Origin of the sequence: Helicobacter apodemus (assembly GCF_003097575.1) — a bacterium.
Classification (GTDB): domain Bacteria; phylum Campylobacterota; class Campylobacteria; order Campylobacterales; family Helicobacteraceae; genus Helicobacter_D; species Helicobacter_D apodemus.
Genome location: NZ_CP021886.1, coordinates 963893 through 988544 on the forward strand (window position 1 = coordinate 963893; position 24652 = coordinate 988544).

Annotated in this window: 26 protein-coding genes; 16 read left to right on the forward strand and 10 right to left on the reverse strand. The window is 32.4% G+C overall.

What is annotated here, in order from left to right:
• Position 1 precedes the first annotated feature (1 nt).
• The 8 genes from hemN (at position 2) to CDV25_RS04725 (ending at position 7722) form a co-directional block, all read left to right on the forward strand.
• The gene (gene hemN / locus CDV25_RS04690) at positions 2-1372 is read left to right on the forward strand and encodes an oxygen-independent coproporphyrinogen III oxidase (protein WP_108910972.1); all 1371 of its coding nucleotides are present in this window, start codon (positions 2-4) and stop codon (positions 1370-1372) included.
• A gap of 7 nt (positions 1373-1379) precedes the next feature.
• On the forward strand, positions 1380-2663 hold the full coding sequence (locus tag CDV25_RS04695) for a (Fe-S)-binding protein (RefSeq protein ID WP_108910973.1): 1284 nt from the start codon (positions 1380-1382) through the stop codon (positions 2661-2663).
• A 92-nt stretch (positions 2664-2755) separates the two neighbouring features.
• A complete protein-coding gene (locus tag CDV25_RS04700) occupies positions 2756-3919 on the forward strand; it encodes a bifunctional 2-C-methyl-D-erythritol 4-phosphate cytidylyltransferase/2-C-methyl-D-erythritol 2,4-cyclodiphosphate synthase (protein ID WP_108910974.1) in 1164 nt (387 codons plus the stop codon).
• The gene (locus CDV25_RS04705; protein ID WP_108910975.1) at positions 3916-4809 is read left to right on the forward strand and encodes a response regulator; all 894 of its coding nucleotides are present in this window, start codon (positions 3916-3918) and stop codon (positions 4807-4809) included. Before CDV25_RS04700 ends, CDV25_RS04705 begins: the two co-directional genes overlap by 4 nt.
• Positions 4787-5986: a sulfate adenylyltransferase gene (locus tag CDV25_RS04710; protein ID WP_108910976.1), complete on the forward strand. Its 1200-nt coding sequence runs from the start codon at positions 4787-4789 to the stop codon at positions 5984-5986. Before CDV25_RS04705 ends, CDV25_RS04710 begins: the two co-directional genes overlap by 23 nt.
• 13 nt (positions 5987-5999) lie before the next feature.
• Positions 6000-6512, forward strand: coding sequence for a phosphatidylglycerophosphatase A family protein (locus tag CDV25_RS04715; RefSeq protein ID WP_108910977.1), 513 nt, complete (start codon positions 6000-6002; stop codon positions 6510-6512).
• A gap of 377 nt (positions 6513-6889) precedes the next feature.
• Positions 6890-7069, forward strand: coding sequence for a hypothetical protein (locus tag CDV25_RS04720; RefSeq protein ID WP_108910978.1), 180 nt, complete (start codon positions 6890-6892; stop codon positions 7067-7069).
• Between the two features lie 17 nt (positions 7070-7086).
• Complete coding sequence (locus tag CDV25_RS04725; RefSeq protein ID WP_108910979.1) at positions 7087-7722, forward strand: hypothetical protein; 636 nt, start codon at positions 7087-7089, stop codon at positions 7720-7722.
• Between the two features lie 56 nt (positions 7723-7778).
• Here CDV25_RS04725 and CDV25_RS04730 read toward each other — a convergent pair whose 3' ends face one another.
• Positions 7779-8732, reverse strand: a complete 954-nt coding sequence (locus CDV25_RS04730; RefSeq protein WP_108910980.1) for a permease — start codon at positions 8730-8732, stop codon at positions 7779-7781.
• A 330-nt stretch (positions 8733-9062) separates the two neighbouring features.
• Entirely contained in the window at positions 9063-9698 is a 636-nt protein-coding gene (locus CDV25_RS04735; RefSeq protein WP_108910981.1) for an HAD family hydrolase, read from the reverse strand.
• A 230-nt stretch (positions 9699-9928) separates the two neighbouring features.
• Here CDV25_RS04735 and CDV25_RS04740 point away from each other — a divergent pair, with 230 nt between their 5' ends.
• The 5 genes from CDV25_RS04740 to CDV25_RS04760 all read left to right on the forward strand — a co-directional run bounded on the left by CDV25_RS04740 (position 9929) and on the right by CDV25_RS04760 (position 16826).
• Entirely contained in the window at positions 9929-12010 is a 2082-nt protein-coding gene (locus tag CDV25_RS04740; protein WP_108910982.1) for an N-6 DNA methylase, read from the forward strand.
• Complete coding sequence (locus tag CDV25_RS04745) at positions 12010-12786, forward strand: hypothetical protein (protein ID WP_108910983.1); 777 nt, start codon at positions 12010-12012, stop codon at positions 12784-12786. The genes CDV25_RS04740 and CDV25_RS04745 overlap by 1 nt, the downstream gene beginning before the upstream one ends.
• Positions 12783-14246, forward strand: a complete 1464-nt coding sequence (locus CDV25_RS04750; RefSeq protein ID WP_108910984.1) for a restriction endonuclease subunit S — start codon at positions 12783-12785, stop codon at positions 14244-14246. Before CDV25_RS04745 ends, CDV25_RS04750 begins: the two co-directional genes overlap by 4 nt.
• Positions 14243-14806 (forward strand): hypothetical protein, encoded by a 564-nt coding sequence (locus CDV25_RS04755; protein WP_108910985.1) that lies wholly within the window; start codon positions 14243-14245, stop codon positions 14804-14806. The genes CDV25_RS04750 and CDV25_RS04755 overlap by 4 nt, the downstream gene beginning before the upstream one ends.
• A 235-nt stretch (positions 14807-15041) precedes the next feature.
• On the forward strand, positions 15042-16826 hold the full coding sequence (locus CDV25_RS04760; RefSeq protein ID WP_108910986.1) for a DUF1561 family protein: 1785 nt from the start codon (positions 15042-15044) through the stop codon (positions 16824-16826).
• A gap of 473 nt (positions 16827-17299) precedes the next feature.
• Here CDV25_RS04760 and CDV25_RS04765 read toward each other — a convergent pair whose 3' ends face one another.
• The 6 genes from CDV25_RS04765 to CDV25_RS04785 all read right to left on the reverse strand — a co-directional run bounded on the left by CDV25_RS04765 (position 17300) and on the right by CDV25_RS04785 (position 20037).
• Entirely contained in the window at positions 17300-18028 is a 729-nt protein-coding gene (locus CDV25_RS04765) for a 3'-5' exonuclease (protein WP_108910987.1), read from the reverse strand.
• Positions 18025-18732 (reverse strand): hypothetical protein, encoded by a 708-nt coding sequence (locus CDV25_RS04770; RefSeq protein ID WP_108910988.1) that lies wholly within the window; start codon positions 18730-18732, stop codon positions 18025-18027. Before CDV25_RS04770 ends, CDV25_RS04765 begins: the two co-directional genes overlap by 4 nt.
• A 6-nt stretch (positions 18733-18738) precedes the next feature.
• Positions 18739-18948: a YopX family protein gene (locus CDV25_RS04775; protein ID WP_239056427.1), complete on the reverse strand. Its 210-nt coding sequence runs from the start codon at positions 18946-18948 to the stop codon at positions 18739-18741.
• A gap of 343 nt (positions 18949-19291) precedes the next feature.
• Positions 19292-19438: a hypothetical protein gene (locus tag CDV25_RS10180; RefSeq protein ID WP_162550447.1), complete on the reverse strand. Its 147-nt coding sequence runs from the start codon at positions 19436-19438 to the stop codon at positions 19292-19294.
• Positions 19425-19694, reverse strand: coding sequence for a DUF5131 family protein (locus CDV25_RS10315; RefSeq protein WP_204161864.1), 270 nt, complete (start codon positions 19692-19694; stop codon positions 19425-19427). Before CDV25_RS10315 ends, CDV25_RS10180 begins: the two co-directional genes overlap by 14 nt.
• 22 nt (positions 19695-19716) lie before the next feature.
• Positions 19717-20037 (reverse strand): hypothetical protein, encoded by a 321-nt coding sequence (locus tag CDV25_RS04785; RefSeq protein ID WP_108910990.1) that lies wholly within the window; start codon positions 20035-20037, stop codon positions 19717-19719.
• 163 nt (positions 20038-20200) lie between these two features.
• On the opposite strand from CDV25_RS04785, the gene CDV25_RS04790 reads away from it, so the two are divergent.
• From CDV25_RS04790 to CDV25_RS04800, 3 genes are all read left to right on the forward strand, one after another.
• Positions 20201-20806, forward strand: a complete 606-nt coding sequence (locus CDV25_RS04790) for a recombinase family protein (RefSeq protein WP_108910991.1) — start codon at positions 20201-20203, stop codon at positions 20804-20806.
• A 219-nt stretch (positions 20807-21025) separates the two neighbouring features.
• Positions 21026-21382, forward strand: coding sequence for a conjugal transfer protein TraF (gene traF / locus CDV25_RS04795; RefSeq protein WP_239056428.1), 357 nt, complete (start codon positions 21026-21028; stop codon positions 21380-21382).
• Positions 21383-21436: 54 nt separating this feature from the next.
• Positions 21437-23350, forward strand: coding sequence for a DUF1561 family protein (locus CDV25_RS04800; RefSeq protein ID WP_108910992.1), 1914 nt, complete (start codon positions 21437-21439; stop codon positions 23348-23350).
• A gap of 44 nt (positions 23351-23394) precedes the next feature.
• Here the strand turns inward: CDV25_RS04800 and CDV25_RS04805 are convergent, their stop codons facing one another.
• Both CDV25_RS04805 and CDV25_RS04810 read right to left on the reverse strand, forming a co-directional pair.
• Positions 23395-23718 (reverse strand): HDOD domain-containing protein, encoded by a 324-nt coding sequence (locus CDV25_RS04805; RefSeq protein ID WP_108910993.1) that lies wholly within the window; start codon positions 23716-23718, stop codon positions 23395-23397.
• Positions 23715-24644: a TrbC family F-type conjugative pilus assembly protein gene (locus CDV25_RS04810; RefSeq protein WP_108910994.1), complete on the reverse strand. Its 930-nt coding sequence runs from the start codon at positions 24642-24644 to the stop codon at positions 23715-23717. The genes CDV25_RS04805 and CDV25_RS04810 overlap by 4 nt, the downstream gene beginning before the upstream one ends.
• Between the last annotated feature and the right edge of the window lie 8 nt (positions 24645-24652).

A 24652-nucleotide genomic window follows, 5' to 3' on the forward strand; every position in this document is an offset into this window, starting at 1 on the left:
AATGCAACCTACCATAGACTTTAAAAAGTTTGCCACTTATTCTAAACCCGGTCCCCGCTATACAAGCTACCCAACCGCTATAGAATTTAATGAATCTTATACTTTAGATTCTTACCTCAAAGACTTAAGAGAGGATAAAAGCCCCCTCTCTTTATATATTCATCTCCCTTTTTGCCGCACCGCTTGTTATTTTTGTGGTTGCAATGTTATTTATACAAGCAAAGAAGAAAATAAACAACTTTATATAAAAAACCTCCAAAAAGAGCTAGAAATCTTAAAAGATTCAATGGATACTACAAAAATCGTTTATCAACTCCATTTTGGAGGGGGAACACCAACTTTTTTTAACGCAAAAGAGCTAGAAATCATTATTAATCTTTTAAAAAACACTTTCCCAAACTTCGATAAAGAAGCAGAAATTGCCTGTGAGATTGACCCTAGATATTTCACTACAGAACAAATGCAAGTGCTAAAAAATGGAGGTTTTAACCGACTAAGCTTTGGAGTGCAAGATTTTAATCAAGAAGTGCAAGCGGCTATCCATAGATACCAACCCTTTACCCAAGTGCAAAAGGCTATCGAAATTGCAAGAGATTTTGACATCCCCTCAATTAATTTTGATTTAATCTATGGACTACCTTATCAAAACTTAGAAACCTTTAAACAAACCCTCAAATCTTGCATAAGTTTAAACCCTGAACGTTTTGCTATTTTTAACTACGCCCACGTGCCTTGGCTAAAAAAAACTATGCGAAAAATCGATGAAACTACCTTACCTAATCCCGAAGAAAAGCTAAAGATTCTAGAATACACCATTACCTACCTGCAAGAAGCAGGATATAAAATGATTGGAATGGACCATTTTGCCAAAGCAGATGATGAACTTTTTCAATCTATACAAAAAGGTGAATTAAGGCGAAACTTTCAAGGTTACAGCACAAAAGGTGGGACACAAACTATAGGCATTGGCTTAACCTCTATTGGAGAGGGAGAGAATTATTATGCCCAAAACTACAAAGAAATGCCTCTTTATCAAGAATCTCTACAAAAGGGGAAACTACCCTTTTGCAGAGGCATTAAGCTTAGCCTAGATGATAAAATTAGAAAAAAAGTGATTATGCAGTTAATGAGTAATTTTAAACTCAATTTTACACAAATCCAAAAAGACTTTTCTATTAATTTTAAAGACTATTTTAAAGAAGAATTAGAAAATCTAAAGCCCTTGAATGAAGCAGGATTCATTACTCTTAAGAGTGATGAAATTCTAGTTAGTGAGATGGGAACTTTATTAATCCGTAATATCGCGATGGTTTTTGATATTTACCTAAAAAAAATCGCGCAAGGACAAAAAGTTTTTAGCAAAACAATTTAGGATAAAAATGGCACATTTTGAAAATTATAACTATCTAGCAACAAGTGATGCTTGCGTTAAATGTGGAAAATGTCTTCCAGATTGCACGATTTTTGCTATTAATGGCGATGAAGCAACTTCCCCTAGAGGCTTTATTGACCTATTAGGTGCTTACCAAAGGAAAGAAATTCCCCTTGATAAAAACGCAAAAGAAATTTTTGAAAAATGCTTTTTATGCACGACTTGCGTTAGCGTATGCCCAATCTCTCTGCCTACAGATACACTCATTGAAAATATCCGCTATGAGCTTATGCAGAAGTACGGAATTAGCTGGTTTAAACGCATATTTTTTTATCTCCTAAAGCACCGCAAAATTATGGATTTTAGTTTTAAAATTATCGCATTTTTCACTCCCCTACTTTTCAAAGAAAGCCCCGATAAAAGCTCTATAATTCCCCGCTTTAAACTGCCTCTTATAAAAAATAGAATCTTTGCTAAAACTTATAAAAAAAGCTTTTTAAACACCCATAAAGAACACTTAACTTTTGATTCAAAAAGTAAAAAAAAGGTAGCAATTTTTATTGGTTGTTTGGGGAATTACAACTACAAAGAAATTGGTGAATCGCTACTTTATATTTTAGAAAAATTAGGGATTAATGCGATGATTCCAAAGGCACAACAATGCTGTGGAGCACCGGCATATTTCACAGGGGATTTTGAAAGTGTGGATAGGCTTATCAAACACAATGTAGAATATTTCGAAACCTTTATTGATGAAGTAGATGCGATTTTAATCCCAGAAGCAACTTGTGCGGCGATGGTAATAGAAGATTGGGAAAAGTTTATGAAAAACAACCCAGAATTTAAACAAAGAATCCAAAAAATCTTGCCAAAAATTCATATGGCGACACAATACCTAGCAAATGCTACTCATCTTAAAGAATACTTAAGCAATCTCCAAACTACCCATAAGCCCACTTTAACCTATCACGACCCTTGCCACGCTAGAAAAGTATTAGGAATATGGAAAGAACCAAGAGATCTTTTAGCACAAAACTATACTTTAATAGAAATGGAAGATTCTAATATGTGTTGCGGTTTTGGCGGAGTTACTATGCAAACTGAACGTTTTGAACTTGCTAGTAAAGTAGGGAGCAAAAAAGCCAAAATGATAGATAAAACACAAGCAATGTATGTAAGTGCAGAATGCAGTGCTTGCAGAATGCAACTAAGCAATGCACTCTATCAAGAAAAGGTTGATATTCCCTTTAAACACCCTTTAGAATTAATTGCCAATGCAATAAGGCAATAACCCTATACCACAACTTTAGCTTTACAATCTATTCAAGAAGTATCAAAGCTTATTTATAATATAATCACAACAAAGCAAAAAAGGGGTTATATTTGCATAAAATTACATTGATTGTATTAAGTGCAGGAGATAGCAGTCGCTTCCAAACAAAAAAGATTCCTAAAAAACAATGGTTACGCATAGGAGAACTCCCCTTATGGCTAAAAGTAGCTCAAGAAATTAGCAGTTATTACCCCTTTAACAAAGTCCTTATTAGTGCAAAAGAATGTGAAAAGAAATATATGCAGCGGTATTTAGACTCTTTTGGATTAGACTTCCTACTCACAACGGGTGGAGAGACACGGCAAGAATCTCTTAAAAACGCCCTATCACAAGTAGATGAAGAATTTGTTTTAGTAAGTGATGTTGCACGTTGTAGTATCCCCAGAAGCATATTTGATACAATCCTATTAGAAGCTAATAACTATGATTGTGTTGTCCCTTATATCCCCATTAATGATACTATTGCCTATGATAAGGATGGCTTAGAATATCTCCAAAGGGAGCAAATAAAAATCATTCAAACCCCCCAACTAAGCAAAACAAAGATTCTAAAAAATGCCTTAGGAAATCACACTTACACCGATGAAAGCAGTGCTATTTATGCAAATGGTGGAAAAGTAGGATTTGTGCTAGGCTCACTACAATCAAGAAAATTAACCTCTTTAGAAGATCTATCAAGCCTTTCATTGCCCCCACCTGACAAGAAAACCCTTATTGGTTGTGGTAGTGATATTCACGCTCTCAAAAAAGGAGAAGGAATTTTACTAGGAGGAGTCTTCATCCCTTGTGAATTTAAGCTCATCGCCCATAGTGATGGGGATGTATGTTTGCACGCTTTAAGCGATGCCATACTAGGGGGAATTGGTGCTGGAGATATTGGGGAGTGGTTTCCTGATAATGATGAAACCTATAAAAATGCAGATTCTGCAAAACTCTTAGAACAAATTACGAATTTTACCCTAAATGTTGGCTATACAATCCAACAAGTAGATATTACGATATTTGCACAAAAACCCAAAATATCTCCCTACAAACAAGCCATAGAAAAAAACATTGCTAAACTCTTAGGGATTCCCCTATTTTGTGTAAATGTAAAAGCCACAACAACAGAAAAGCTTGGTTTTATCGGTAGGCAAGAGGGGATTTTGGTGCATTCTAATGTGGTTTTAACCTACTTCCAATGGCACAATAAAACAAATGAGGAACAACAATGAAAATTTTAATTATAGAAAATGAAATTTACTTAGCACAAAGCATCGCTACAAAACTCAATCATTTAGGATTTGACTGCGAAAATGTATCCAACATCAAAGAAGCCTTTAATATCCAACTAGTAGATATTGTTTTATTATCTACAAATATCGCAGGAGAGGATTTCTATCCACTCATTGAAAAATTTAAAAACTCCATTGTTATTTTAATGATTCCCTATATTAACGATGATACCGTTACATTTCCCCTGCAAGCTGGAGCGAGTGACTATATTGTAAAACCCTTTATGATTGATGAACTTGTTAGAAAAATCAAACATTTCACACATTACAAACAATTACAAAAAGAAATTTTATTCTATAAAGATTATTTTTGCAGTTCCTTAATCAACCCAAACCATTCTATTAATACAATAGTTTCCTTTCCTCTCATCATCAAAAGCATTTCCCAAAAGATTATTGATGCTCATGTGATTAATTACGCTATTATAAAAAAACTATCCATTAACTTCCATTCTTTTTACAAAAACCCCAAATTCCAAGATTATCTAAAAAATACTTCTAGGCAACAGCTTAACTACATCATTGGCTTTGAAACACTTACAAAAGAAAAAAGAGAGGAATTTTTAAAAAAATTAAAAAATACTCCCGCAATGCTTTCTTACTTAGGCGAAGAAATTGAAGATAGTTTTAGCAATGTTTATGAAATCAGCACCAAAAGTATCACTGAAAATCTCGAAGAAGATATTTTGAGTGTCGATGAATACGTCAAAACAACGATTTTAAAATTTGAAGATAAATATCCTGATACAGAGCTTAGCAAAAAGCTTGGAATGTCCAGAAAAAGTCTATGGGAGAAAAGAAAAAAATATGGAATTGCAAAGAAAAAATAAATCTCTATTTATCGACAAAGAAGCTATTTTTGCCCTCCTTTTATGCCAAGAGGGGCTACTTTATCCAGTAACGCATTTAATGGATGAAGCAAAAATGCTAGAGGTAGATAAAACCGGACTTTATAACAACCAAAGCTTCCCTTTCTCTTTCATTCTAGCACCCGCAGGAAAACGCAATGAAGAGATTATCAAAACCGCTACTAAAGGGGAAGTATTAGACTTAGTCTATAACAACCAAGTCTATGGGACACTAAAGGTGAATTCAAGCTTTTTTATTGATAAAAAAGAAAGACTTTTAAAGATTATGAGTGGAGATATTTACTCGCAAAAAGCACAAGATATTTATCGTCGATTAGGTAATTATGCCATTTGTGGAGAATACAGCATTATAACTTCACTCGCAAATAATTGCTTTGATAATAGAATTGCAAAAGACAAAATCCTACAATTCAAAAAAAACGCAAAAGCACAAAGCATTACTTCAATGGTATTAGACGCCTCCCCTATTACAAGGATTCACGAACATATATTCCGACTTATTTTAGATAAAAACCAATTATTAATCCTGCTCTTGCTGCGCAAACAAAATGAAGATTTACTAGATTTTCAAATCCGCAAAGAATGTTTAGAATATGTGATTGAAAACTTCTTACCAAAGGGCAAAATTATGATTTTTCCTTTAGATAACATCTATCTTTTTGCTGGAGCACACGGGATTATCCTAGATGCTATCCTCTCTCAAAATCTAGGTTGTGAGAGAATAGTTATTGGGGAAAATTATCCCAATCTAGCTATTTACTATGACCACCAAAAAATCCATTCTATTTTTGATACCACCAAAAACATTAAAATCAAAGTAAAACTCCTTAGCGAATTTGTTTATTGCAACCAATGCAACACAATTATTAGCACCAAAACCTGCCCACACGGGAAACACCACCATATTAATTATTCCTCTAATTTCATCCAAAGCATTTTAAAAGCAGGATTAATCCCTCCTACTATTTTAGTGCGAAAAGAAGTATCAGCAAAAATCCTTAGCCACCTTTTTCCTAAACGTTTTCAACACATTATTAAACAATACCAAACAATGTTTTCAAAAAATGGTATCTTGCAAGAGCAAAGTGAAGAAGATTTTTATTTAAAACTTATCGAACTTTACCAAACACATCTTTAAATTAGGAATTTTTATGCAAGAAAAAAGTTTTTTTCTAACTTTTAAAAATCCAAAAGATTTCTTAGCTAAAATGTATCTTACGCTATGTTTTAGCGGTTTATCCCCCAAAGCACCTGGAACTATCGGGACTTTAGTCGCAATACCCTTTGCTTATTATATCGCTTCCTTCTCGCACACTACACTTTTGCTCTCTGCCCTCTTAATTTCTGCACTTGGTATTAAAATCATCGACCATTATGAAAAGGAAGGATTAGAACACGATAGAAAAGAAATTGTAATTGATGAACTTGCGGGCGTTTGGGTAAGTATTGCTATAATTGGCAATACCACACTTGGGATTGTATTATCTTTTATTTTCTTTAGGATTTTTGATATATGGAAGCCATCCATTATAGGCAAAGCAGATAAAAATATCAAAGGGGGCTTGGGGGTAATGGGGGATGATTTACTCGCAGGATTTTTTGCAGGGATATTAGGATTAATAGTTATAGGAATCCTAACTAAAATGGAGAGCTTGAATTTTTAAAGTAGCGATAATAAATCTTTTAAATTATGCCATAATCCAATCACAAACAGCACAAAGGATACCTAATGAATCTACTAATAAATATTAGGGGGTGGGCAAAATAAATCCCACCCTTTACAAACTCTCCTAAGAACTAAAACTCTACATTCTATAAAAACAAATTCTAAAACCCTCAAACTTTTAAACCCTAAGCTTTTAGATTCTATTATAGAATCCAATTTCACTCTAATCTTAAAACCTTAATCTTTAATCAATTAATCCCTAAACTTCTTACTTTACAAGAATATTTTAAATTTACATTCTTTAATTTAAATAAATTTATTATAAATATATATTATAATATATTTAATTTTATTAAAGTAAATATTCTTAATCCATTGAAAAATGAATCTAATAACTTCTCTTTGATCCCTAACTTACCAAGCTCTACTTTATTTTTAAGTTTAAGTGTAATAAGTGTTTTAAATACTACTCCTTTAAGTGCAGCTCAAAGCTGGACTCAACAAGGAACTATTAATATTAGTAATAGTGGAACTAATAATAAAATGGTGGGGTAAGAAAAATTAAAGCAAAAATGCAGAAAAGGTATATTGATATAACCTATAGCACAGGTAGAATTTATTGGTATTCAGGGTTTGTAGATATAAAGTTTAATATTAACGATATTAGAACCATCACTTCTTTTAAGGCTACTGCTTTTGGAGCTGATGATTGGGCAATTCTTTATCCGCCAAATAGAGCTATTACAGATTCTCAAAGGGATAAACAAGGATTACTTTATGTTCCTTATAATTCTAATGGGAGATTTTGGGAAACTGCTAGATATAATGGAGCAATTGCAGAGGCATTGAATAGATTAGAATTGCGTGGGCATTTAAGAAATGGACGCAATTTTATAAGAATGTTTTTTTCAACTTGGGATGGAGGAAGTTGGTATGCTATCTTTAGAATTATAGGTGAGGGTATTTCTTGTGCTAATGTAACTCCACAATGGGGTCAAACTTGTTCTAGTGGATTTTTATATGAGGATTATAACTACTATGAATACACTTGTCCTAGTGGATATTCTGCTATCAATAAAGGTGGGAATTGCCACCCTAAAAGCATAAGGGATTTGGTAGATACCAATGGAGATGGAATAGGGGATTCTTGCCCTAATAGCACTCCTCCACCTCTAAATTGTCAAGGCACTACAAAGTTTTGCCCTTAAAAAATCATCTATATTTTGCATTTAATAGCCTTTAAAATTTAAAGATATTATACAATTTATAAGCCTAGTAACACAACCAAAAATCCAATCCCAATGGCAATTGCTAATACCATTGCGACAAATATAAAAAGTAGGTGTAATTTAAACATTGACTTTAGCAAAATCAATTCCGGCAAAGAGCAGCCCCCACCGGCGATTAAAAAACTCATTATCACACCTAGTGGCACTCCAGCATTGATAAACCCAAGCCCAATAGGAATAATGGTTTCTATGCGGATATAAAGCAAGATTCCAACAAGGGCAGCAAGGATTATGCCAAAATAATGAAAATTTTGCAGTAGAGATTCTAAGTTTCCCTGCGGGATGAAATCGTGAATCAAAACTCCAATAAACACACCTACCACAAGATAGGGTAGAAGTTTTTTGTATTGCTTAAGACTTGCATTGAGCGTGGATTTAAAAGATATTTTCAAATCTTGACTTTGCGTATAACAATTTTGAGTTTTTAAAATCTTAATAGGACTTGGTGCATTGGTGCTTTTTGCCCAGCAACAAGACATTGCACTTTCTTTTTGGAAAAATTCACCCTTAAGCAAAAGTGTGGAATTGCAATTTTTCAAAGCAAGCGAGAGTAAAAAAACTGCCACCACTACAAAGATTGTATATGCCATTGTAAGGGTGATTCCAAAGCTAATTAGGAGCATTGCAAGGATAATGGGATTAAGAAGTGGAGAACTTAAAAGATACGCGAAGCTCACACTCAAATGTACTCCATTGCGCAGGAGGGCTTGAAAAAATGGAATGGTAGAACAAGAGCAAAATGGCGTGATAGCTCCCAAAACAATGGCTTTTAGGTAGCTTGAATAATTTAGGTTAAATGCTTTGATAGTGTTTGCATAACGTGCATTAAGGAATCCCACAAGCATATCTATACTGATAAATAAAAGCGAGAGTTCTGCAAAGAGTATTACAAAGTTTTGTAAGGCATTAAGAATTTGGTGTGAAATCATAGAATATCCTTTGTATTTAGAATGAATATAATGCAGTATAATATAAAATAATTAATATATCAATATATTTAGATATATTAAATTAAAATGATTATCTTTGCTTAAAAATTTAATATTTTTGTCAAAGGGAATGTGTAAGGATCTAACTAAGAATCTAATTTAAGAATCGCGGGGGCAGGAATAGAGTAGGAATCTCTGCAAATGCGTTTTTATATTTCACAATAACATTGCTTATTTAATAAATGCTCTCAAATTTGTATTAAAGATGTAGTGATTTTTTCAAAAGGAAACTTTTGCGCTCTAAAATTGGATTTTGGAATGATTAAAACCTTATTCATACCTTTCAAGCATAGCTAAAAGTTCATCTTTTGAGGAAAATTCGTTTTTTTGAAGAATCTGATTTTTAGCATTAACTTCTTTCCATTTGGCTTGGAGATAGGGGATTTTTGCATTTTTTGCTGCTTCCTCATCTTTAAGACAATTCCCCACAAAAACACTTTGTTTGAAAGGAGCATTTTGTAAGATAAAATAAATCATCATAGGGTTAGGTTTAGATTCTATATTAGGATTTGTGCCAATGATAATATCAAAATATTCTGCGATATTATGCCTTTGCAAAATTGGTTTTAGTTTCTCTTGGGGAGCGTTAGAAGCAAGAGCTAAAAAATAATTTTTTGTCTTGCAAGTTTGGAGCATTTCACGCACACCTTCAAATAGTGTCGCACTTTGCTCATAATGCTTTTTAAAGTATGATTCAAAGCCAACTTTGTAGCTTCTATGGGGAAAATTGTCAATATCATAAAAAACTTTTGCACAATCAACGCCGGGTGTGTGTATAGCGTGTTGTATGGTGGATTTTGGAATCTTTGGTAGTTGTTTGTCTTGGCGAATTTCAGCAACTGCAGCACAAATGCAATCCTCACTATTAAGTAATGTTCCATCCATATCAAAAATTACATTTATCATTTACTCTCCTTGTGTGGTAAAAATTATAAGTTAGATTAGGTAAGAATAGGCTTAGTTGGGATATTTTGGATTTAGAGGATTTGTTTGAATAAGAAGATTAGTATTGGAATTTAAAATATGAGTAAGTGGAAATATTTTGGTTCGTTAAGTAAATTTGACAAAGTGAATTTGAAGTCGCCTTTGGATAGAATGGTAAAAACAATTATCTTAAAATAGAGGATAAAGAGGCGATGAAACTTCAAGACATTTTGTTAGATTCAGATTATGCTTTAGAGCTATTTAGCCAAGATTCTATTAAAAGTTTAGAATCAAGGATTATCACAAAAGAGACAAAGGCGAGTGCTTTAGCCTACTACACCCCTTGTCTTATCCGTAATAAAGAAATCAAACTTACTCCAGAAGAAATTATCCGCCAACTCTACCTTGATAAACTTATCAATGAATACCGCTATCCAACAAGCAGAATTCAAGTGGAATATGCTGTGCATTTTGGACGTGAGGTTAAAAGAGCGGATATTGTGATAATGGATAAACTTCAAATCACAAGTGCGTATATTATTGTTGAGCTTAAAAAGCCAAAATTAAGAGATGGCAAAGAGCAACTTAAAAGTTATTGCAATGCCACAGGTGCGACTATGGCAGTATGGAGCAATGGAAGCCAAATTAGTTATTATCATCGCAAAGACCCAAATTATTTCCAAGAAATTCCTAATATCCCCACAAGCGATAAAAGCCTTAAAGATATTTTGCAAAGCAATTTTACCTTTGCAGATTTGATTGAAAAAGATAAGTTAAAGACACAAAAGAAAAGTTTGAAAAAAATTATTGTGGATATGGAAGATGAGGTTTTAGCAAATGCAGGAGTAGATGTGTTTGAAGAGGTATTTAAGCTCATCTTTATTAAGCTTTATGATGAGTTAGAGGGTGCAAGAGATACACAAAGAAATTTAGAATTTAAAAATTATGGTGAATCTGATGTAGAACTAAAAGAAAAAATAGAAAAACTTTTTGCTAAGGCAAAGAAAAAGTGGGAGGGCGTGTTTAGTGATGATGAGAAAATCCGCCTAAGTCCCTCGCATCTAAGTGTTTGTATAGGCTCACTAGAAGAAGTCAAGCTTTTTAACTCTAATTTAGAAGTCATTGATGATGCGTTTGAATATCTTGTCAATAAATCTGCTAAAGGCGAGAAAGGGCAGTATTTCACACCGCGTTATGTGATTGATATGTGTGTAAAAATGTTAAATCCAAAAAAAGAAGAGAGTATGATAGATACCGCAAGTGGAAGCTGTGGATTCCCGATTCATACTTGCTTTTATGTATGGAGAAGCATTTATAAACAAAAAGGTATTGAAGCAAGTCATCTTTTTACAGCAGAGAAAAAAATTCCAGAATGCGAGGATTATGTGAGAGAAAAAATCTTTGGCGTGGATTTTGATGAAAAAAGTGTGCGAGTTTCAAAAATGCTCAATCTCATCGCAGGTGATGGGCATACAAATGTGTTATATCTTAATTCTATTGACTATATGCAATGGGAAGAATGGACGAAAAACGAGGATTGGTATGATGTGTATAATGAGGGCTTTAAAAGGCTAAAGAAACTAAGGGCAAACAAAAATGAAAATAGAGATTTTAACTTTGATATTCTTATGGCAAATCCGCCCTTTGCGGGAGACATTAAAGAAAGCAAGATTCTAGCGCGTTATGAACTAGGCAAAAATGCGAGCGGCAAGACACAAAGCAAGGTGGGACGCGATATTTTGTTTATTGAACGAAATCTTGATATGTTAAAACCGGGTGGGAGAATGGCTATCGTGCTTCCACAAGGGAGATTCAACAATTCAAGCGATAAATACATAAGAGAATTTATAGCACAAAGGGCTAGAATCTTGGCAGTAGTTGGGCTACATCAAAATGTCTTTAAGCCCCATACAGGCACAAAAACAAGCGTTTTATTCCTGCAAAAATGGGGTGGAGATGATGGAAAAGGTGGGGAGCTTTGCCCTAAAAAAGAGGATTATAATATTTTCTTTGCGACACAAAGTCTGCCTAGCAAGGATAATTCAGGCGAGAAAATCTACTATGAAAAGCTAGACTCACACGAACATTTAATCGTCAAACACGATTTGTTTCACCCACATTTAGAGGGTGATGAACCGATTTTACAAAAGGGCGAGAGTGAGGAAGCATTTGAGCAAAGAATGCAAGAATATAAAGCAAATTGTGAAAAATACAAAGACTTACAATCAGACGGAATCGCAGAAGCTTTCATAGAATTCGCAAAAAGTGAGGGTTTAAGCTTTTGGAGGGAGTAGTGTCAAATTTTCAAAGATTTCAACATTTTAAAGAGTTTATAGAAATAGATTATTATGCATATTTTTCAAAATGCTATTTCGCGTTAAATGCTTATGTAAAAGTAAAGTTTGAAGGTAATGATAGAGAAAAAATTGACCAACTTAAGGAAGATTCAACAATACAGAACAGATTTAAAGAATTATTAAATAATGCTATTTTTTGCTCAAATTTAAAGGATTTTAAACAAAAGCTCTATGAAGCCCAAATTAAAAATGCAGACAACATAATTAGCTTTGGAAAAGTAAAAATTCAATCCTTTCAAAACAAAGATATAATGGAAAACAATCAGCCTATAAAGAAAAATGGAATCACATATATTTTAAAAATATACTCTGGAAAAGATGAAAAAATATCTTTTGAGTGCAAAAATACTAGAGAAACAACTCTTCAAAAAGAAATAAAATGCAAATATAGTGAGTTAGAGAAAAAATTAAATGATACTAAATTATCAAAGCCACAAAGAGATACTATAAAATCTTGTTTTGATAAAGAGATTCAGCAATACAATCAAGACCTTACGAATACCATTAACGAGATTGAAACAACAAAAGATACAGAAAATACAAATTATCAACTCATTTATAAGGGTTTTGTAGAGATTTTATATCAATTAAGAAATGCTCTATTCCATAGTGAAATAGACCCCAAAGAAGAAAATGTTTGCAAAGTATATAAATTAGCATATCTGCTATTTAAAGATTTTATTTGCAAACTTCCCACAGAGGATACGAAATGAACACATTAAATCAAACCTTGCAAGAAAAATTCCCGCATCTTGAGCTAAGTGTGCTAAAACTTAGTGAAGTGCAAAAGGATAATGAAACCAAGCGGATTGATAGTGAATATTTTAGAAAAGAGTATTTGGAGAAAATTCAAGCTTTGTTACCGCAATCACAAAAACTTAGTAAATTAATGGTGAGTGGATATTACGGAATCTTACCTAAAAGCGATGATTATTTAGAAAATGGTTTATGTTTGGTTAGAGGTAAAGACTTAAGAGATTCTAGTTTAGAAATTACAAATCTAGTTAAAGTACCTTTTGACTATTTTGACGAGCGTTATTGTATTCATAAAAATGATATTTTATTTTTAGTTAAAGGTGCAACAATAGGAAATGATGATGGCGTATTATTTATCGTAGATGAGCCACAAGAAAAAATGATTTTTAATGGCTCTGTTTTTAAGTTGCAAGTTAAAAATATAAATCCAGCCTATATTTATATTTTTATGATGACTTCATTTTTTACCTTTCAAAAATTAAGAGAAGTTGCAAACAATGGCATAGAATATAATTCCTTGAAAACCATAAAAAACTATTTAATCCCCCTACTCCCTATGTCTTTTCAGCTAGAGATTGAAAAGCTTGTAAAAGATTCTCACCTTGCCCTAGAACAAAGCAAAGCCTTATATAAAGAAGCGGAGGATTTGCTCTATACTGAACTTGGATTAAACCCACAAAATCCACTGCAAAGTATTTTGCAATCTCATAGCAATAACATAAACTTTCGCATTGCTACCCTAAAAGAATCTTTCCTAAAAACAGGACGACTAGATAGTGAATACTATCAAGTCAAGTATGAGAAAAACGAAGCAGTGATAAAATCTAAGCCTTATGCGAAATTAAAGGACATAGTAGAGATTAAAAAATCCATAGAGCCCGGTAGCGAGGCATATAGAGAAAATGGAATCCCCTTTATAAGAGTAAGTAATCTTAGCTCCTTTGGCATAAGTCAAAGTGAAGTATTTTTAGATTCTAAGGATTTCAAAAAAGGCGAATTAGAATCTTTGTATCCTAAAAAAGATACGATTTTACTAAGCAAAGATGGGAGCGTGGGGATTAGCTATTGCCTAGAGAACGATTTAGAATGTGTTACAAGCGGGGCGATTTTGCATCTAACAATTAAGAATCAAGCCCTTGTTCTACCTCAATATCTAAGCCTAGTTTTAAATGCATTGCCTACCAAACTTCAGGCGCAAAGGGATAGCGGAGGCTCAATTATCGCGCATTGGAAAATAAGTGAGATTGAAAACCTCTTAATCCCATTGCTAGAACTTTCTCTTCAAAAGATAATAGAATCTAAAATCACCCAAAGCTTTGCTTTAAGAGCAGAGGCAAAAGCACTTTTAGAGGAAGCTAAAACAAAAGTAGAATCCGCTATTAGTGGCGGGGATGGGCAAATAATGTCCTCTTTATGAGCATAAAGCTTACAATCTTTAGGATCTATTTCCCACAAATCAAAGCAAAATTACGCGATTCTAAAAAGGCTTATCGCTTAGGCGAATGGGAGCTTTTAGAAGATCTGCTAGGTTTAAAAACCTTATCTTTTTCTAAAAAATCTTTTGATAAAAATATAAAATCTTTTAAATTTAGCAAAAATTCATATATCCAAAAACTTAATATCAGCATTCAATCTTTAAGCCAAAGCTTTGGTGTAAGCGGTAGGTTAGATTCAGAATATTATCAAGTTAAGTATGAAAGAAACGAAGCGGTAATAAAATCTAAACCTTATGCAAGACTAAAGGATATAGTAGCAATTAAAAAATCCATAGAGCCCGGGAGCGAGGCATATAGAGAAAATGAAATCCCATTTATACGCGTTAGCAACCTGAATCCTTTTGAGATAGGGTCAAGTGAAATCTGTTTAGATTCTAATGATTTTAGAGAGGGCGAGTTGGAATCTTTATATCCCAAAAAAGATACGATTTTACTAAGAATGATAGCTTTGGCATTGCATATTATGTGGAAAAAAATTTAGAGTGCGTTACAAGCGCAGCAATTTTGCATTTAAAAATTAAAAAAGAAGCGAAAAAAAAAGACTGATTGCACCTCAATATTTAACTTTAGTCTTAAATGCACTCACCACCAAACTTCAAGGATAAAGGGTATTTGCGAAGAAATATTGTTTTATTCAGCCAAGATTGATATAATAGATTACTATAATAAACAAGTTATTCCACTATAAAAGGATTACGATTATAATAAGGATTACGATGAGAAGCCTTGCCTCATTCCTATATGCACTTATTTTCCTCTCCTTTATCTTTTGTGTGCCCTTTTCTTCTGCTCTTACGCTTGAAAATACTACAAATACACAACAAGTCCTACAAAAACTTGCCGATAAACCCAAAGACAGACCCATTGCATTTAAAAGCAAACCCGATTCGCTAACGCAATGCCTTACGCCTATCTTTACGCAATCTGAAGGTTATGTGGGTGTAAAAGATTGCGAAGAAGCAATAGATGCGCGTTATGATGTCTTTAGCCGCATAGCATGGAAACTGCTTGATACTTGGGTGTGTTTAAGTGCAGAAAATGAAGAATATATTCAAGGCAAGCGGCTGATTGTAAGACCTTGTGTCATTGATGATAAAACGCAAAGTTTTACAATCAAAGATAATATGCTCTACACTCCTGATTTACGCTTTATAGTTCAGATGAGCAATGGATTCCTTACCTTGCAAAAAAGCCAATCTAAAGGCACACAATCTAATCTCACCCTCCATAATATGCAAGAATGGCTCAATACAATAGCCACTCCTGCACCTTTAATGCAAAGGAGCTTTATTGCATGGAAGTTTATCACCACTCAAGGTTTTGATTTGTATTATTTGCGCAACAATGAATCTATCAAAAATGTCCCCCAAGAGTTGTATTTCAACCTTGAAAATGGCAGTATTGCACAATATGAACCCTCAAACGCAAAGATGTTTTGCCTCACTTCTAAGCAGAATGCAAAACAAGATTGGAATTGGGCGAGTTGGGAAGAATGTTTGCAGCAAAATCTACAAGAAGGCAAAGCAAAATCCTCTAAGCCAAATGCACAAAATTGGAATCTTTTTATGTTTGCAGATAATGATAGTGCAATGCTTAAGGATTATTTAGGCAATTTTTTACGCGTTACTAAATATGGCATAAATTGGGGTGTGCCCTATACTGCTAAGGCGGATTTTCTAGCTAAAGATACAAATGAGGGGCAGACTTCGTATTTTCAATTCAGGCATGATATGCAAGATTGGGAGCGATTTAAAAATGCAAATCTTTCAGATTCTCTTCCCACTTGCCCCGCAAATGGCTCGTATATAAAGAATCTAAAAGCTACCATGCAATTACCTCCTAGCTTTATATTAACGCAAGAGTGGAAAAAGCGATTATGGCAGATTGCGACAACAACTGATGGCGTTTTAGAAAGAGCTGGGGATTGTGGCGTGTGTTTGCTACAAAGCTATCAAATGATTGCTGAAATGACCGAATATACTTCTACCCCGCTAGAATCTGCAAAGGATTTTGGTCTAAGGATTAATATTGATGAAATTGTGAGCTCTTTTGGAGATTGGAAAAATGGAAAAGACCAAATAAGAGCTGCTAAAATCGCCCTAAAAATTAGAGAAAAGTATATTAAAGAAGGAAAAGATTTTAACCAAGAAAGCACATTATGTGGAAATTCCATATTATCTTTATTCCAAAACTTAAAAGATTCCCAATATTGTATTAATCTCTTTTATGTAGGTGTTAAGAATCCAGAGATTGCTAAAGAAAGAGTAAAAATAAGGGTGGCAAAAGGCGGACATAGCATTGACCCTAATGTTATTGAAACAAGATATTATAAATCTTTAAAAAATCTAAATACAATTGCTCCTCTTTGTAATAGCATTATTGTTTTTGATAACACTCAAACATTTGAAAAAATTTTAGAGAAACGAGATAATTTTTTAAATATCTTTAAAGAGCCAGAATGGATTGTTGGCTTATTAGAAAAACTAGAAGAAATGTCTTAAAATGCAAGGCAAGATGTTAAAATTAAAAAGAGATTGCTCTTAAAAGTTAGCTTTAGTTAAGAGACTTTATTAGAATCTCCATCATAAAGAATTAGAAAGTAAGTTTTAATTCTACTAGGGCTAATATACTAAAACCACTTCCGCTTAAAGTGGCTTTAGATTTGCGAGGGATTTAAGGCTTTTATAAGCGGAAGTGGCATAAGATTAGAATGTTTAAATTATTATTTTTACTTATCTAGCTTTTTATAGCTAGAATGAGCAAGAGTATAATTATTAAAACAATTACGATTTCTGCCATTAGACCTCCTTTAAGAAAGCCTAACCTTAAATCCACATATATTGTATAAGCTTTTTACTTTAGAAATCCTTATTAATCCCTATTTTTAGGTATTTTCAAGGGGGTTAAAAACAGCTTTAAATAATCTATAAACTATAAATATACATTAAATATTCACTTCAAATATCACCTATTTTCATTCAAACACTACCCATTTTTTCATTGTTTTAATAAAATCTAAATCCAACAAATACTTCTCGTTTAAATAGAGTGTTTGCGTAGCTCTTGTGATAGCTACATACAAAAGATTAAGTTCCTCTTTAGCAACAATAGTTTCTTTTTTGTTGGAAGCAATCTCTTTTAAGTCTATAAAATCATCCATTATCTCTACACAATTCCACTCTAGTCCTTTTGATTTATGTCCTGTAGCGAGGATAAAATCAGCTTCTTTTGGTGGAACGCTTAAATCTCTTAGTTCCTTTATAAGCTTTGGAATATCTAAGTTAATATATTTAAAGACAATCATTAATTTACCTCTCCATTCAATTTCTTGTGTTTCATCACAATAATCTAGCAGTTCATCAATATCAGAGAATTTTTTAAGAAAACTATTTTTAATAAAATCTGGTTTTTTAAAAAGTACAATAATTACAAATAGGAAGCTTTCTAATAAGCCTCTTTTAAACCCTGCTCTAAAATATTCTAATATTTGACTTGTTGTAAAGTATTCTTTAGGTAATTCTTCTATGCGTGATTCAATAACATAATAGCGTTGAATTTCGCTAAGGAGTGCAAAAATATTTCTAGTATTACCAGTAAGTCCTTGTGCAAAGGAAAGGTTATTCCATTTATCATTACCTTGATTTCTTGTATGTATAAAATCTCTTTGGTTGGTATCTCTTTGATTGTTTAAATTTACATTCATCGTATAACCTCTACTCTCACACGCTCTCTATACAATTTAGCAAGTTCTATAATTTCTTTTTTGGGGTTTCTACTGTTTTTAGTAAAAAGTAAAATTTTTTCACCTATAATCCTATCAATGGCATAAAAATCATCAGGTTTAGTAAAAATATCTTTAATGTCGGATTTTAAAATAGCTTGATTTTTTCTGCTTAATAAAATTTTTAACTCTCCCTTTTGTATTTTTGCTTCTTTAATGCAGAACTTTAAGGCGGAACCTTTATTGTAGAAACCTTTTTTCTTTTCTGATACAATTAAATCATTATTATTTAATAAAGCAATTCCAAATTTTGTGGCAACAACATAAGAGTTTCTTTTTTTGTCTAATACCTCTCCAATAACAATGCCTTTTTCTTTGGAGATACAATAATTGATTTTTTGCAAGGTGTTTTGCAAAGAATAGAGTTTTAAATTTCTCACTAATATTTTTTCTATGTTTTTAGTATCACTAGGTTTTAAAAACACGACATCTTTTTTAAGCTCATTAAACTTGTTATAGAATATTTTATAGAATTGATAATTCCCATCTTTTTTAATGGATTTAATTTCAACACCACCATAATGTCTTGAAAGGGCATTTTCAAGAGCCAAGATAGCTTCAGAAATAGTAATTCCATCATATTTATCAATTAAAGATTCTAAGAATTTGTGAGAAATTTTTTTCATTTAGTCTCATTCTCCTAATAACTCTGGATTCTCGTGGATATTGCCGATAACTTCTATATTTGGATTTGGTAGGGATGAAATATCACTAATAGCTGGGTGCTCTATACAAACAAACTCAAACATTCCCCGCTGCTGATTAAATTCTACTTTTGAATGATATTCAATGCCTCCTCCATCAACACAATGAGCTATAATATCTCCATCAAATATTCTCACTCCTATTGCATCTTTAAATCCTGTATAGAGTTCAATTTCTAAGTCATTATCATTTTTAGGGATAAAAAAATAATCCCTGTAGAATAAGTTACATAATTATTTAAATGCTTATTCCACACTCTAAAATCAAGAACTTGTAGTTCCATTATCTACCTCCACTCTTTTATGATAAATTCAAATTCTTTTACTCCAAACTCATAATTATGAGTAGATTCCCCATTTTGAATATGAAGTAAAACTCTCTTTCTGCCCTTTTGATACTCGCGAAGTTGCAAATGAAAAACTGCGTATTGATTGAAAGGATAAGTATTAGATACTACTTTAAACTGCGGATTACCGAATTTTATTTCATCATACGCAGTTTTAAATTGTCCTTAAATATTCCTATCTTTATTACTTCATTTGCAATTTCAACCTCATTCATTTCATCTCCTTGTTGCCTAATCTCTGTATTTTGTTGATAATTTAAAGCTCTTTTATTTGTTTTCATTGAGAAAATTCTTTACAACTAATCTTTTCATAACGCTTTTGCATTCACAAAAATATTCAATCTCTCCTGTGCTATCATCATTAAGCATTCCACGCCCACATTTTGGGCAAGCAATTCTTTTTGCGACTTCTTTTCTAGCCATACCTTGCAAACGCTTAGTCATAGCCTTAGCATAGCAGTTATCACACGCAGCAGATATTTGAGTGCAGCCTGTTATCACATTCCAAGTTTTGTCTGTCCATTCTATTTTACTCATTTATTGTCCTTTAAATAGGTATTCACTTAATATCTGCTATACGGTTAACTAAAAACTTTAATTTTTTCATCGCATTTACATAATTATTTATCACCTCTTGTTTTGTCAAATTTAAAACAAAAGCTATCTCCTCAAAGGAGTATTCATACCTTTTATACTCACATTGTATATACCACATATTAGGAGATAGTGGGTTACTTGAACGCTTTATGTGAACAAAATATTTACGCTTATCTTCAATTTCTAAATCATCATAAAATTCTAAACTTGTATGGAAATGTAGCTTCACAAAATCTCTAACTTTTTTGTTTTTCGAGGCAAAGTTATCATTAAAAGCACCCATTGCATCTCCCTAATGCTATGTATAATGTAAGTTAATGGAACGATTAATTTACAAAAATGAACAAAATTATTAAGTAATTTAATCTTTATTAATAAAAATAAATAAATATATTTTATACATTTAATTTAGCTATAATTAAAAATTAATTGTTAAAGGACAAAGAATGATAATTGGTTATGTTAGAGTTAGCACTAATAAACAAGATACAGAATCTCAAGAAATAGAAATATACGAATACTGCAATTACAATAATTTAAAAATTGATAAAATGTTATCTATTGAAATAAGCTCTACAAAATCTCAAGAACAACGCAAAATCTGTGAGCTAAAAAATATGCTCCATAATGGAGATACACTCATTACAACTGAATTATCAAGATTAGGTAGAGATATGTTTGAAATTTTAAATCTTATTTTGGAATTGAATAAGATTGGTGTAAAAACAATTTTTTTAAGGCAAAAAGAGCTATATGGGGATGAAAAACATTCTAAATTAATACTTGCAATTTATGCTTATCTAGCAGAGGAAGAAAAAAAGTTAATCAGTCAAAGAACTAAAGCAGGAATAGAAAAAGCAAGGCTAAATGGTAAAAAATTGGGGCGTCCCTATAATACTTTAAATAGTCAATATGATAGAGATGTTACTAAAATTAAAGAACTTCTAGACAAAAAAGTTCCTGTAAAAAGCATCTGGAAAATACTTTATGAAGAAAAAGGAAAAAGTTATAATGGTCTCCTTTGGTTTTGCAAAAAACGAAATTTAATTTAGAATTAATTTTATTTGCATATAATACCCAAAGTTAATCAAAAAAATTAATCGTTGATTTGTATCATATATTGCTTTCATAGACTTAGTGTATTTCAAATAACTTATTGTGTCGATAATAAATTCAAAGTATTTGAGTTTATTTGTATGTTTGTTAATTTTTCTCTACCGTCAAAATAGTGGTGGGCAATTCATCTCTTGCTTAAAGAAATAAGAGTTTTCTTGCCTGAGGTTAATAAAGAATATTTTAATGATGACCAAATCTTTATGCAATCTATTCCTCTAAACTCTCTTGATACTTTAAGTGTTAAAGAATACACAGAAACTTTTGAAAGGGTGAAATCCATTGCTACAATGAAACCAACTAAAGAAAATGTAAAAATATTACAAATTATGAATAAGTGGCAAATCGAACAATCTGAGAGATTTGCAAAGGTTTGGACTATTAACTTACTAGAAAATCCAAATTTAGAATTTCCAGATATTGCAGAGACGAAGTTTGCTAAGACTTCTAAAATTGCACAAAAAGATAAAAAACTGAAGAGTTTAATATTATCATCAATGTTAAGCTTTAATTAAAACATTTTAAGATATTAGTTTCATCATATCATACATAAATAAAAGGAGGTTTTATTGAGAAAGTTGTTTTTTTGTACCATTTTATTGCTTTTTGTTACGGATTTTGCTTTTGGGGATTCTATTATCCAAAAACCCGTACAAAAACCAAAAGATAGATCAGTTCAAGTTGATACATACTCAGGCAAACTTTGTTATATCCCTACCTTTTCTTTAGGGGCAGACAATGGTTCTTATATAGGGATTCTTAATTGTTCTGTAAGGGAAGCGAGACCTGCAAGATATGATCTATTTGGCAGAATAGGCTATTACATCAATGATACTTGGCAATGTATCACGGCTCCAGATAGCATTGCTACCTATGATAGATGGATAGCAGATTATGTTTATCTTGCCCCTTGTGTGATTAATGACCCAAAACAAAAATGGAAAATTAAAAATAGAATGTTTTATAGTCTTGATGAAAGCTATAGTATTCAAGATGATGGTTCTTATTTATATGCAGTGCATAGACTTACAAAAAAGCTCAATCGGCATAAACTCACTGCTTCTATGAATGAATGGATAAATACTATCGCAATGCCAGGAAATATCAGCATCGTTACTTCACTTTCTTGGGAGTTACCAACTAAAGATGGAAGTGAGCGTTATTTTCTCTACAATGATGCTTCACAGAAAAATACAACTCCCCTATATTACAATCTAGATAAAGGATATATAGCACAATATAATAGTTTAGGTGGAACATTATATTGTATGTATTCTGATGTAGGAAGTAATGATTGGAATTGGGTAAGTTGGGAAAAGTGTAATGATTCAAAGTCTAACAAGAAAGATAAAACTTTTTGGAATCCGGTAAGTATTTCTGAAAATAAATTTGCCTTTGAAGATAAAGATGGGAACATTTTGCGCGTTACAGGGTATGGAGCACATTGGGGTGTGCCTTATACTGTTAAACCAATGTTTTTAGAAGAAGATACAGGAAAAAGTCAAACTTCAGAGTTTTTAACAGATGGAGATTTTAAAGAATTAACGCGTTTTATTAATGCGAATGTAGGTGCAAATTTAGAATTTTGTCCTGCTGGTGGGCATAATCTACAAAGAACATTAAAGCAAAGCCCGTGGTTTCCTTCAAATTTCGAGCTTACGCAAGAATGGATACAAAGGCTTTATGCTATATCTCAAACCACTGCAGGTGCTCCTGTAGCAGGTTCGGGTGTTCCTGCAACAAGTGGATTTTGTGGAGTATGTTTATTGCATTCTTACCAAATGATTGCTGAACTGCTAGAAAATCCTTATCAACCACGCCATAGTGGAGGGTATTTTTTTAATACCGCAGCCCATACCAACCCATTTATTTCTTTTAGGGAAAGGCATTCTATCTTGCACGATACCTTAGCGGATATTTCGCAATATATCAATAGACCTTTAAACACCGTAAGTGATGCTTTTTATCGCATATTAGATAGAGCTTATGCGGGTTCTATTTCTATGCTCCCTCAATATGAATGGCATTTGCTTGGCAGAGTTGATAGAATAGCTGATATTGATACATTACTTTCTAGACTTTTTAGTGCAAGTGCAGGTAGAGTCTACCTTGCGGTATATGTTAGAACTGGTGCTTCTGGGAGCGGTTTTGCTGTGCATGCTATGGTCTTATTAAGGATAAATAATGGTGTGATTGCCATCCCTACAAATATAGAAACTACTTTAGAGGCTTTTACTCAAAGTCTCACTCCCGCAAGAAATGTCAATGAGCTTCATGCAGAACTTTCTAGGGCGGGGAGTTTTAGTCAATCAAGAGAATTGTTAGGTCTGGGTATTTTTGAAGTAAGGGGAATGCATAGAAATGAGTTTGAATCCATAATTTCTGTTCGTGATTGCACAGGAGAAGGTGAGGGCAGAAGAGGAAACACACTTATTCCTTTACCAGAATTACTTAATCAATGTATAAGTGGGAGATGTTTTTAAGATTTAGGTGTTAGCCTTTAGTTTGTTTTATTATTACAGAATCTTTAGTATTTGCAAATTAGATTCTGTAGTCTTGTATCTACTTTAAAGCTACTTCGCAAGGCGTTAATTAGAATAATATTCTTAACATTTATAACACCTAATAACGAAATAGCGTGGGATACAGAATTGATTGTGTTAGCAAAGCTATAATAAGCAGAGTTAACTAACTTTAAGAGTTCCATAAAAACTAAAGAATCACTTTTAATAATTTTTTCTACTTCACTAATCTTAATATCTTTAGCAGTATCCACATATTCTCTAAGCTCTAATGCTGTTTTAGGAAGGGGTGGTAAATCATTAATTGCAGTTTGTAATACTTCTTTCATTCTTTACTCCTTTGTTCTGTAAAAAAAGATTTATTAAGTTGTGCTAAAAGCTTTTCTAAGCCTTTAGATTTTGCTTTTTTATTAATCTCTTTAAAGGCATAATCTGCACTTACTGCACCATAAGCAATATAAACTCTCTCCCCATTAATGGATTCTTTTAATTCCTGCGGCTCTTGGAGTGTTTTATCATAATTGCTGATAAAAATTACTGCTGGAGTATGTGTAATATTAAATTTTTGTGTAACTTTGGGATTAATATCAATATTAAAAGAATATATATTCTCAGGATTTTCTAAAGATGTATTCTTGTCTTTTACTAACAAGTCTCTAATATATTCCAGTGTTGGATTTAACTTTGATATATCATTACCCACTAATCCCTGTAGAATGAAAGTCACATCAGTATTGACTTTTTCTAAAGTTTTAAAATAATTAATAATTGTTTCTTTTGGCATTGATGAGCTAATGACAATAAATATCTTTTCATCGCTAGATAGAAATCTATTACCACTTTGTAAATTATGTGAGCCATTTCTTATTGATTCTAACTCCTCCCTATTAAGCCCTGTATATTTACTAAAATCAATACTTTTGTCATAAAGAATATAATCTTCATTGGCTTTGAGTTCTTTTTTGAAATCCTCCATGTTTGTTAAATCTTTAATTTCTTTTGCTTTGTCGAGATATTCCATACTTGGAGCTTCTATTTGTAGATTTTCAAATTCTTTACTTTCTTGCATTGTGTCTCTTAGAAAATCTATGTTTAATTCTCCTGCTTTTTGCTTTAGCGTATCAGGGTTAATATCAATACTTCCCTCATATTTAGGCAAACTATCTAAGTATTCTTGTGTTTTTGTATTTTCTTTAGAAATAAGCGTTTGGGTGGATAGTAATAGTAATATTAAACTTGGTATTAAAACTTTCATTCTTTCTC